The 10,779-nt window shown below is 61.6% G+C and carries 11 protein-coding genes and 1 pseudogene; 3 read left to right on the top strand and 9 right to left on the bottom strand.

Going from position 1 to position 10,779, the window contains the following annotated elements; all coding sequences use genetic code 11:
* Window positions 1–496: 496 nt before the first annotated feature.
* The 4 genes from VGE08_RS14710 to VGE08_RS14695 are packed head-to-tail and all read right to left on the bottom strand — an operon-like array spanning window position 497 to window position 4,613.
* Window positions 497–1,402: an AbiJ-NTD4 domain-containing protein gene (locus VGE08_RS14710; protein ID WP_331068658.1), complete on the bottom strand. Its 906-nt coding sequence runs from the start codon at window positions 1,400–1,402 to the stop codon at window positions 497–499.
* A gap of 29 nt (window positions 1,403–1,431) precedes the next feature.
* Window positions 1,432–2,403 carry an ExeA family protein gene (locus VGE08_RS14705; RefSeq protein ID WP_349258708.1) on the bottom strand — a complete coding sequence of 324 codons (972 nt, stop codon included), beginning with the start codon at window positions 2,401–2,403 and terminating at the stop codon, window positions 1,432–1,434.
* A complete protein-coding gene (locus VGE08_RS14700; RefSeq protein ID WP_331068659.1) occupies window positions 2,393–4,027 on the bottom strand; it encodes an IS481 family transposase in 1,635 nt (544 codons plus the stop codon). Before VGE08_RS14700 ends, VGE08_RS14705 begins: the two co-directional genes overlap by 11 nt.
* Before the next feature lie 4 nt (window positions 4,028–4,031).
* On the bottom strand, window positions 4,032–4,613 hold the full coding sequence (locus VGE08_RS14695; protein WP_331068657.1) for a recombinase family protein: 582 nt from the start codon (window positions 4,611–4,613) through the stop codon (window positions 4,032–4,034).
* A gap of 169 nt (window positions 4,614–4,782) precedes the next feature.
* Here VGE08_RS14695 and VGE08_RS14690 point away from each other — a divergent pair, with 169 nt between their 5' ends.
* Window positions 4,783–5,073: a nucleotidyltransferase family protein gene (locus VGE08_RS14690; RefSeq protein ID WP_331068656.1), complete on the top strand. Its 291-nt coding sequence runs from the start codon at window positions 4,783–4,785 to the stop codon at window positions 5,071–5,073.
* The gene (locus VGE08_RS14685; RefSeq protein ID WP_331068655.1) at window positions 5,070–5,456 is read left to right on the top strand and encodes a DUF86 domain-containing protein; all 387 of its coding nucleotides are present in this window, start codon (window positions 5,070–5,072) and stop codon (window positions 5,454–5,456) included. The genes VGE08_RS14690 and VGE08_RS14685 overlap by 4 nt, the downstream gene beginning before the upstream one ends.
* 197 nt (window positions 5,457–5,653) lie before the next feature.
* On the opposite strand, the gene VGE08_RS14680 is transcribed toward VGE08_RS14685, so the two are convergent.
* Window positions 5,654–6,223, bottom strand: coding sequence for a hypothetical protein (locus VGE08_RS14680; protein WP_331068654.1), 570 nt, complete (start codon window positions 6,221–6,223; stop codon window positions 5,654–5,656).
* Window positions 6,224–6,528: 305 nt separating this feature from the next.
* A pseudogene (locus tag VGE08_RS26380) lies at window positions 6,529–7,370 on the bottom strand (DNA-binding protein).
* A gap of 318 nt (window positions 7,371–7,688) precedes the next feature.
* On the opposite strand from VGE08_RS26380, the gene VGE08_RS14665 reads away from it, so the two are divergent.
* Window positions 7,689–8,729 (top strand): DMT family transporter, encoded by a 1,041-nt coding sequence (locus VGE08_RS14665; protein ID WP_331068651.1) that lies wholly within the window; start codon window positions 7,689–7,691, stop codon window positions 8,727–8,729.
* Window positions 8,730–8,848: 119 nt separating this feature from the next.
* Here the strand turns inward: VGE08_RS14665 and VGE08_RS14660 are convergent, their stop codons facing one another.
* The 3 genes from VGE08_RS14660 to VGE08_RS14650 form a co-directional block, all read right to left on the bottom strand.
* On the bottom strand, window positions 8,849–9,406 hold the full coding sequence (locus tag VGE08_RS14660) for an ankyrin repeat domain-containing protein (protein WP_331068650.1): 558 nt from the start codon (window positions 9,404–9,406) through the stop codon (window positions 8,849–8,851).
* Window positions 9,407–9,523: 117 nt separating this feature from the next.
* Window positions 9,524–9,874, bottom strand: coding sequence for a hypothetical protein (locus tag VGE08_RS14655; RefSeq protein ID WP_331068649.1), 351 nt, complete (start codon window positions 9,872–9,874; stop codon window positions 9,524–9,526).
* An 85-nt stretch (window positions 9,875–9,959) separates the two neighbouring features.
* Window positions 9,960–10,779, bottom strand: an 820-nt coding sequence (locus tag VGE08_RS14650; protein ID WP_331068648.1) for an efflux RND transporter permease subunit, incomplete at its 5' end; no start/stop codon positions are given.

Raw genomic sequence — 10,779 nt, 5'->3', positions numbered from 1 at the left:
GCACCACGCCCAAGATCATCGAGAGACTTGAAGCGCAACGACATACGATTCTCGTATTATATGTAATTCGCTCCGTTTATACGCGCCGTTTTTTACATTTCTAGCGGTTGCATTCACGACATGGCATGTTATCGTGAATGGAAGGGTGCTTTTACGCCCGAGGTACTGAAATCACGATCAGTAGCAAGAAGACAGAATTCAGCGACTTACAAGGCCGAATTTAGACGCATTTGCCCGACTGCGTCAGAATGCATGCAGGTACGCAATTTTGTGTCCCGGAATTCTTGGGCTACAGAATATTGTTGAAATCTCGTCTCACAAGTCAGCGTAGGTGTAGCGGCTCGCGTTTGAAACCGGCCCAGCTCGCTTTCGACACTGCCGCTGGCTCGGATTAGCTGCAGCTGACCAGCGGTTCCGGCTCACATTCGTTGCAAACCAGCTTGCATTCAGCCACGCCGGCTCGCATTCCATCGCCGCCGACTCACGTTTCCTGCAACTAACCAGCTCTGTTCTTACGAAGCAGCAACTGGATCATGGCAAAGAGTCTGTGGAACAGATAGTCAACTTGGTCGGGGTCGGTAACATGAATCTGCGTGGTTTCCGAGTGCCGGATATGGAAGGTATTGCCGATGCTGGTCAGTTGCTTCGCCTCATCATCCAACATCTTCCGGAAGGTCTGCTCGTCAGCCGCGCGATCTAGAATCTTTGCTATGGACAGTTTCTTGTCCGCGCCGTCCGTTGTTTTCAGGCGTTCCCATGCGTCCCACAACCGCTCGATGGCCTCCCGACGGAGGCGCGCGTCGGGGCTGGCGAACTTCGTTCGGCACTCCTCCAGCATCACGTCGAGTTGGTGGTCCCCTGTGCGAAAGGTAGTGTTGCGCAGGCTCTCGTCGAGTACCGGCGGAAGCGTTCGCTGAATCTGGCCGGATCGAGTGAATTCGTATGCCAAGCCGTTCCGGGCGAAGATGCGGTTCACGTCGTCCCGGAATTCCGATTGCCCGGCGTCAACGTCGAAGGTCAGATGGTGATGCTTGAAGTAGTCGTGGTAGCTACCCTGGAGCGGCTTCGCGACGGATTTATGCACGAACTCCAAGAGGTCGAGAACCTGTAGTGTGTCCGGTGCCCACGGCTCGCTTTCGAAGCTATCGTCGTTGAAACGAGTCGTTTGCAGCGGCCAATCCAGACCAGGGATTTCTGCCCGCAGAACGTCGGCCAGCGCTCGCACGTCCACATCAACGACCGCGTTGCCATCAGGACAGATGCTCGGGAATCGATAACCCAAGGCACCAGTATTGAGGCGTGTCGTGATGATCGCCGCCAATGCCTTCCAAACATCCGGCGAGATGGTCTGCTCCGATCTCGGACGTTGCCCGATCTCGCGATCGCTGAAATAGTCGTTCATCGCCATACCTTTCACGTGTTGTGGCTGCCTCATATGGGCAACCCGGCCCGCAGCATTTTCTCCCGCAGCTCGGTCGCCCGCGCCGGGTCCAGTGCGTTGTTAAAGAGCGCCTTGATCTCGGCTGGCTTGGCGTCGAACTGCTCCACCAGGTCTTTGAGGCGGTAGCCGTGCCGCGTCAGTGTCGGCTCCAGGTCGTCGATCTGTCGGGACAACACCGACTCGACTACCTCGGCCGAGACAGGCTGCTCGCCGGCCTGGTAGCCGGCCTCCAGCGCCAGGGTCAGATGTAGCTGGACTTGCAGCGGGGTGCGCAACTTGGTGGCCAACAAGTCGATAGCCTCTTCGGTCAGGATTGAGTCGACTTCGACCTGGCTTTCGGTGCAGGCGCCGAGCAGCCAGTAGATGTACTCGCGCTGTGCGCCAGCGATACCGTCCAACGAGAAGACATCGGTGCGGTAGCCGATCTCTTCCATGGTCGGCCGGCGCAGGTCATTGCGCAGCTTGGGATGGCCAGCGAGCACCACCGACAGGCGGCCGTCGCCATCCTCGACCAGTTCCATCAGCCGTTTCAGGCCGGTCAAGGTGTGGCCGTTCAGGTCGTGCGCCTCATCGACGAACAGGACGATGGGCCGCTTGCCCTTCTTGACCAGCTCCTGCAACTGCCGCTCGCGGCGCTCGCCCTGCTTGGGAATCTGCACCTGCTTGTCGGGCGACAGGTCGTAGAACAGCGCCGCAATCAGGGTGGCCAGCTTGATGCTGTGCTTCTCGATTGCCAGAGACTTGGAGACGGTCACCTTCTTCTCGTCTTCCAGCACCTGCTGGAGTCGCCGCAGCAGCACTGTCTTGCCGCTGCCGATAACGCCGCAGACGGCGATCAGCCGACCCTCGGTGATCGCGCCGCGAATATCCTTCATCAGCTCCTTGTGGTGGCCGGTTTCGTAGTAGCCCGCTTGGTTGAACGGCATGGTCAACCTGAAATGCTGCATCACTTCAACCCGCATGCTGCTCCCCTGTTGTGTGTCGGAAGTATTCTCGGACCCGCGTCAGGACAACCCGGCGCGTCAACGTCTCGGCCAGCACCTGGTTGATGAAAGCCACATCCTCCGCCGACAGCTTGGCCAGTGGCATGGCCAGATCGTCTGCGATGGCCAGCTTGGCGGCGATCACGGTTGGAAAGTGATACTCGTGCGCTTCGGTGTCGAACGGCTGGCGGGGAATAGTTGCCGGAGTCGATGCGGATGCTGTCAGGCGCATGTCGTCGCCCGACAGCGCAGCAATCGGCAGCCCGAGCTGGTCGGCCAGCGAGCGGATGCGGTCGGCGCGTTCATCAGCCTTGGTGCGCTTGAAGGCACGGTAGCGATGCAGCGGGATCGGCCCGGACACAGGGTGATAAGGACCGAACCGCTCGCCGTCATACTCGACGAACAACTCGTCGTCGAACAACCCCCACAGCAGTACCACCCAGTCGCCGGCCATATCGGGCTCGACTTCGTACTGGGTGCCGTCGATATTGATGCGAGCGTCGATGTCGACCTTGCGCCGCTCGGGTTCGCGGGCGAAGCGGCAGAACTGTTCCCAGGTGCACATTTCGCGCAGGCCGTCGGCCGGCAGGTTGGCTAGCCAATCATCGCGGCGCGAGTGCGGTTCAGAACGGTGCCGCTGATCGTTGTAGCGCAACAGGTAGCGCGTCAACCACTCGTTGGCCTGTTGTTCGGTTTCCGGTTTGTGGAAGTGATAAAGGGTTTCATGGGCCTCCTTGACGGTGCGGAACGGCCGCTCGACCTTGCCCTTGGAACGGGCGGTGGTCCGGGTTCCGTCCTTGCCGGCTGGGATATGCGTCTGCCACTCGACGCCAAGGGCCTGCATAACGTTCTGGTATACCCGGCTCTTCGCCACCGGCCCGTTGTCCAGGTAGATCATCTTCGGCCGGCCCTGCAACGGATTGGCTGGATCTGCTTTCGGCGCCATCGCGTTGAACAGGAAGCGAAGCGCCGACTCCACGTCCTCACCGTAGATGCAGTGGTATTCCTGGTAAGCCATGCCGCTGCGGTCATCGACGATGCTGAAGATGGCCAGCGTCGGCTCGCCCTTGGACGGGTCGATCCAATCCGGTTTGTCGATATGCTTGAGGTCGGAGGGCGAGATGTCGAACTGCCAGCAATCGTTGCTGTGTTCAGCCTGGAAGCGCACAGCGGCCGGCTCGCGGGTGAGGTGCGGCTGGTCAAGGTGCCAGAATGACAAGTAGCGATTCACGGTCGGCCGTTTCAGCAAGCCCTTGGGCGCCTGTACTAGGCCGTGGCTGGTTTCCACGCCATAGTCTTCCAACAGCTCGATGGCGCGCTGGGTGGACAAGTGCCGGCCATTCTTGTTGGTGGTCCGTAGTTTGAGCGCGGCGACCAGCTTGCAGTAGCGCTCCAGCTCAGCCTGCGGCAGTACGCGCGGTTTGCCGTGGTCGGCGCGATGCGCTGCGTGCGGTCTGTTGAAGGTGTGCAGCGCACGATAGACGGTTGTGGGGGAGACGCCGTAAAGCATGGCTACGGCCGCGATCTGGCCGGCACGCTCAGGGCTCTTGCGCGGCAGACGATCAAGCCGCTGCCGCAATTGCAGCAGCGAATCGGTCGGTATTTGCTTACGCCGCCCGGACGGCATCGCTGTCCGCCTCTGCCAGATAGTTGTACAGCGTCTCGCGGCTGATGCCGAAGTCGCGCGCCACCTGCGCCTTGGTTTCGCCGGCGGCGACCCGCTGGCGCAGTTCGGCGATCCGCTCCGGCGGCAAAGACTTCTTGCGGCCGCGGTAGGCGCCGCGCTGCTTGGCCAAGGCGATACCCTCGCGTTGCCGTTCGCGGATCAAGGCACGCTCGAACTCGGCGAAGGCACCCATCACCGACAGCATCAGCGTGGCCATCGGCGAGTCCTCGCCGGTGAAGGTTAGGCCTTCCTTGACGAACTCGATGCGAACACCGCGCTTGACCAAGCCCTGGACGATGCGGCGCAGGTCGTCGAGATTGCGGGCCAGGCGATCCATGCTGTGGACGACCACCGTGTCGCCCTCGCGGGCAAAGGTGATCAGCGCCTCCAGTTGCGGACGCTGGGCATCCTTGCCTGAGGCCCTGTCGGTGAAGGTTCGATCGACCTGGACCTGCTCAAGCTGACGCTGCGCGTTCTGCTCGAACGTGCTAACCCGGACGTAGCCGATGCGCTGCCCCTGCACTGGGTCTCTCCGATGGGTTTGTCAGCTTGAAATCTTAGACCCTTGACGGCGCGTGTCAATCAATGCACATTGATACTCTAGTTTGACGCTGTTTGCTGGGCTGGCCTGACCTAAAGTTTGGGTATAGCCCAAGCTGACAGCCATCGACCGAATAGTTGGAAGAACGACCATGAAGCCATCCATCGCCCTGCAAGCCCATCGCGACGATATTCGCCGCGTGGTTGCGGCGCACCGTGCCAGAAATGCTCGCGTGTTTGGTTCGGTTGCCCATGGCGATGATACGGATGACAGCGACCTCGACCTTCTAATCGACCCGACGCCGGACACGACGCTGTTCGACATCGGCGCGATTCGCTACGAGCTGCGCAAGCTGTTGGGCGTGCCGGTGGACGTGCTGACGCCCAAGGCGCTGCCAGACAAGTTCCGCGACGCGGTGCTGGCCGAGGCCATTCCGGTATGAGCCGCGACATCCAGCGCCTGCCTGATTATCTGGGCCATATCCTGCAAGCCATCGAGCGCATCCAGCGCTACACCGAAGACACCACCGACTGGGCATTCCTGCAGAACGAGATGGTGCAGGACGCGGTGATCCGCAACTTCGAGATCATCGGCGAGGCCTGTCGGAACATCGAGCGCCACTACCCCGACTTCGCCGCTGCTCACCCGGAGGTGCCGTTGGCGTTCGCCTATGAAATGCGCAACGCCCTCGCGCACGGCTACTTCAAGGTCGATCTGGAGATCGTCTGGAAGACAATCCAGAACGATCTGCCTGGCTTGGAGCGCCAGGTTCAGAAACTGGTCGCCACCCTGGACGACGGCGACATCGGCTCACCCAGTCCCTAAGTTCATCATTTGCAGCAAGCGTGAGCCTGCCGCAATGGAAAGCAAGCCGGCGCTGCTGAATGCAAGCTGGTTCGCAGCGTTTGTGAGCTGAGACCGCTGGTCAGTTGCAGCTAATCCGAGCTGGCAGGGGCATCGAAAGCGAGCCGAGCCGGTTTCAAATGCGAGCCGCTACACGTAGGTGTTCTCTTCGCAGAGTATCACTCGCGTGGCCGCCGGACTGAACGGACAACCGACGCACTTGTGGCCAGCCCCTCCGATGAGGCTTTCCTTTTTCGCCCTTTCGGTGTGACGGAACTGCCCCTCGCGCCCGCAGCTTGCGTCGTCTCTTGCAGGAGCTGCTCTACGGCCTTAATTCGCTCATCGCGGTGTTCCACCTCTCGTCGCAGGAGCGCAGCTTCTGCCGCTCGGTGCGCGAGTTGCTCGTGCATCGCCTCCAGTCGCGTTGTTTGCAGATCCACGAGTTCCCGCATTTTGACGAGACCTCCCTCCGCAGCCCCCAAATTCTGTCGTACGTCCCCTAGCTCACGCTGAAATGAGGCGTACTCTTTGCGTTGACGCTCGACAAGATCGGCGTTCATTTGCCGCACTTGGGCCAGTTCCTTCTGCGCCTTTGCGGCCGCCATGCGTTCTCGGTCGATCTCAAGCAAGGCCCGCTTTTCGGATGCATCGTAGCGATCCTCGGAGCGCTTCAAGGCGTCACGCAGTTTCTCGAGTTCGATCGAGAACGATTGCCGTGCCTCGACGAGCCCGGTTTCGAGTGTCTCCAACCGCTGCTTTCCCGTCACTGACTGCGCGCGCAGCGACGCGGTTTCCGCACGTTCGGCTGCCAGGCTGCGCTCAAGCGCGAGGTTGCGCTCGGAAGCAACGTCCAGCGCCTCATGTAGATGTTCGAGGGGTCAGCTCACGAAACGGAACGAATCGTACGCTAAGGGGGTGTGGCCGGGATAAAGGGGAAAACTGTACATATCCACCGCAAGTCGTTGTTATTAAATACCAATTATGGCTGCGGCGGTGCCGGGATGAAGCAAAAATTAGGACTTTCGAGCTGTAAGCATATGTTTTAAAAGTAGAATTATGGAGCGTCGGGCGTTGCGGTTTTCTCACCGACGCCCGCGGCCTGTTGCCCGCTCCGTTTCCTGCGACTGCCCAAACTCAGGAGCTGTGTGTGCAAATCCGCCATCACTTTCTCCTGGATTGCCAGCGACGCCTGGGCGGCGGCGAGCTCGATTTCCAGGGCTTGGCGACGTTCGGTCTGCCCGGCGAGCGTGGCTTCGAGCGCACTCTTGTCGCGGAGCAGATCCTCAACTTGTAGCTCCCGCTCCGCCAAGCGCTGGCCCAGCGCCTCAGCGCGTTGCCCGGTTTCCTTGGCCACCGCCAGTTCGTCGCGGAGCGATCGCGCCTCCGTCTGAATCTGGTGAAGGTGGAGATGGGCCTGCGATAGCTCGGCTGCTAAGCGGGCATTGTCCCGGCTGACTCCGGTCAGTTGGTCCTGTTTGGTTCCCAGCGTCTGATTCAACTGCCGCAACTCCGCCTGCAGATGCTGAGCCTGCTGTTCATGTTGGCGCTGCTCCTGATCGCGTTGTTCCTTGGCCGCCTGCCGGAAATGGTCCAAGGTTTCGCGGGCATGGCGGTGTGGCGTGTTTTCGCCTCCGCGATCCGGGCTTCGGCCTCTTCGTGCAAGCGACCGGCCAGCCGCCCGATCAGGTCCTGGATTGCCTCGCTCAGGGCGACCTGGGTGCCGCCGGCCCCGCCTTCTTCCTCTTCGATCTCCTTCAAATAGCGGTGAATCGTCGCCTTTGAGCCGGTGTTGCCGAGTTCCACCCGAATGGCGTCGATCGAGGGATGTCGGCCCTGCGCGCGCAGCGCGTCACGTGCCCGCACCACCTCGGACTTGTAGATTCCGCTTCTGGCCATTGGCGCCCCCTGATTTTTACGTACTGTATTACATGGTACGTAATTACATACCAATTGCAATGAGTACAAGCGCATGGAGGCGCCAATTTGGACCCGGGATAATCGCGAATTATCACGCCTAATGTGGTGGCCAGCGGGTTAGTCGCCTAGCGGGCGTACAATTGTGCAGCGCGCTCGCTATCGAACAGGAGGGCAGAGACTTCGTGGGAAAAACTGCGTGGGCCTTGGAGGCTGTTGGTCGTTCCCTGCGTCAGAGCGCCCGAGTAGCCGCGACACTGGCGTCGGTCACCGACGCCGCCGCAGCGAACCGCCTGAACGATGCGTAGCAGCGTCCTCTATGCCCTCTTGGCAGCTGTCTTGTTCGGCGCGAGCACGCCGTTCGCCAAGTTGCTGATCGGCGAGTTGTCGCCAGTCTTGCTCGGTGGTCTGCTGTATCTCGGCAGTGGCATCGGCCTTGCGCTGGTCCGCCTCGTTCGGGATCGTGGCTGGAAGGCGTCTGGCCTCGCCCGGGCGGAGTGGCCCTGGTTGCTGGGCGCGATTCTATTCGGTGGCGTGCTCGGCCCCGTCGCTCTACTGTTCGGGCTGAGATATACGAGCGGCTCGACCGCCTCCCTGTTGCTGAACCTCGAAGCCGTGCTCACGGCCGTGATCGCCTGGATCGTTTTCAAGGAGAACGCAGATCGTCGCATCGTGCTGGGCATGCTCGCCATTGTCGCGGGCGGCGGCGTGCTGTCGTGGGCGACGGGGGATGGCGGCGCAACGACCTGGATTGGTCCGGTCGCGGTGGCCGCAGCCTGCCTGTGCTGGGCGATCGACAATAACCTGACGCGCAGTGTCTCGGCCTCCGACGCCCTGTTCATCGCGTGTAGCAAGGGGATCATCGCCGGGACCGTCAATGGCGTGCTCGCGCTGTCGCTGGGTGCCGCGATGCCGCCTCCGGCAACGGTTCTCGCAACCATGGCGGTGGGGCTGCTCGGCTACGGCATCAGCCTGGTCATGTTCGTGCTGGCTCTGCGCGGCCTCGGCACGGCGCGGACCGGCGCCTACTTTTCCACCGCCCCTTTTATCGGCGCGGCGGTGGCGCTGCTCCTGCTCGGCGAATCAACCTCTCCGGCGTTCTGGCTCGCAGCTGGCCTGATGGGCTGGGGTGTTTGGCTGCATCTGACGGAGCATCACGAACACGAACACACGCATGAACCGCTTGCGCATCGCCACCTTCACGTGCATGACGAGCACCACCGGCATGTACACGATTTCGAGTGGGACGGGAGGGAGCCGCACGAACATTGGCACAGCCACGCGCCGTTGACCCACAAACACCCCCATTTCCCAGATATTCATCACCGACACGCGCATTGACTTTGCCGCCCGCGCCGGGGTGGGTTGAACGGGGAGATCTCGCCTTGGCCTCACCAGACGTCAGTGAGGTTCGTGGCACCAAGATATGTGCTCGGCGTGACAGGAGCGGAAAGGCAGAATCAAATTGCCCCATCGGAATTTCCAGGGACGGGGCGATTCGTACGCCGGGACCGTGGTCCCTCCAGGATGGCAACGATGTCGTGTCGCCCCAAAGTCTGCGCGAGCCAGAGTTCGTCATGTCCTTCCGCATCAAGCTGGTTCCGCTTCGCACCACCGATCAGGAGATGCCGGACAACTGGCGTGTGGCCCTTGTAGACGGCCCAGAATAAGGGCCACTCCCCGTCCTTGTTCCGCGCGTCGGGATTGGCGCCACGGCCGATCAGGAAGGAGACGATGTCCGCATGGCCGTTGAAAGCGGCCCAAAACAGCGGTGTCCATCCTCGACGATCGGGCAGGTCGACCGATGCACCGCGCGCCAATAGGCTGTCAATGACGGCCCACTGACGGTGATAGGCGGCGAGGAAGATCAGACTGCACCCCTCGGTGTCCTGCCAGTTGGCCGGCAGTCCGTCATCCAGCCACCTCAGTACTTCCGCGACGTTGCCGTGGCGAACCGCGTCGAGCAGTGCTGGGGTGACTCGGTCGCGCCAGGCTGCGTGATGGATGTCGTCAGTCATCGTGTCGGTCCTGACCAGACCAGACCAACCAAGGTCTCGCCGACCGTTGATCAATCGCAACCATCTCCCGCGTCCCGCGCGACAAGCGCATCAATTGAATTCCTTTCGGTCGAATGTTCATGAGCTGCGTTTCGGGATCGGCGCGTTGCAGTCCTTGAAGTTCACGTAGACCTTGTCACCGACCTGCAATTGCGCATCAGTCGGCAACTTGGCGGCGCGCGCATACGGGTGTCCATTGCGCAAGAACGCGACCATCACGTACGGGGCGTTGCCTTCCATGTCCGACGCTTCGGTCCTGCAGTCATAGAACGAGGACCGCTTCAGACTTTTCGCGGGTCCGATCTCGACGACGGTTCCTTTGCGCCACCCGTCCGCCTCGGAGTATTTCCCTTCGAGCACGGTGGGGCTCGCACATCCGGTCAGGCCGGCAAGAGCTGCACAAATAACGATTTTGGTACGTACTTTCATTGGGACCTCTCTCGATTGGGTACAAACGCGAGCGCGTTTCGCTGGCAGGCGGTGCGTCTTGGTTCGTACCCCGTTTCAATTTGAATCAGATGCTTGTAGCGGGCGCGGCGGTCGCCGTGGCCACCGCGATTCGCGACAACTGCCTTTGCTCATCGCGGCCATGCGCGAGTCGGTACAGCGCGGGCAGCACCAACAGCGTCAAGACGGTGGAGGACAGGATTCCGCCGATCACGACCGTCGCCAGTGGCCGCTGCACTTCGGCGCCGGTCCCGATGGCGATGGCCATCGGCACGAAGCCCAGCGACGCCACCAGTGCCGTCATCAGCACCGGACGCAGGCGCGTAAGCGCGCCTTCGCGAATCGCGTGATCCAGCGCGAGGCCGTCGTCGCGGAGGCTCCGGATGTACGAGATCATCACCAGTCCGTTCAGCACAGCGACCCCGGACAGTGCGATGAAGCCGACGCCGGCCGAGATCGACAGCGGGATGTCACGCAGCCACAGCGCGAGAATCCCGCCCGTCAGCGCAAACGGCACGCCGGTGAACACCAGAAGGCCGTCCTTGACGTTGCCGAACATGGCGAAGAGCAGCGTGAACACCAGCAGCAGTGCCACCGGTACGACAATCTGCAGGCGCTTCGTCGCGCTCTGCAATTGCTCGAAAGTGCCGCCCCAGGTCGTCCAGTAACCCGTCGGCACCTGCACCGCCTCGGTGATCCGGGCTTCCGCTTCCGCGACAAATGAGCCGATATCGCGCCCCCGCACGTTCGCGGTCACGACCACACGGCGCTTGCCGTTTTCGCGACTGATCTGATTGGGACCGGGCGCCGACTGAATGCTCGCGATATCCCCGAGGCGCACGAAACCGCGGGCCATGCTGTTGTCCCCGCCCGGCAGGCGAATCGGC

The sequence above is a fragment of the Steroidobacter sp. genome, assembly GCF_036406195.1.
GTDB lineage: Bacteria > Pseudomonadota > Gammaproteobacteria > Steroidobacterales > Steroidobacteraceae > Steroidobacter.
Note: the sequence above shows the minus strand (reverse complement) of the source record. Positions and strands in the feature narration are given on the sequence as shown.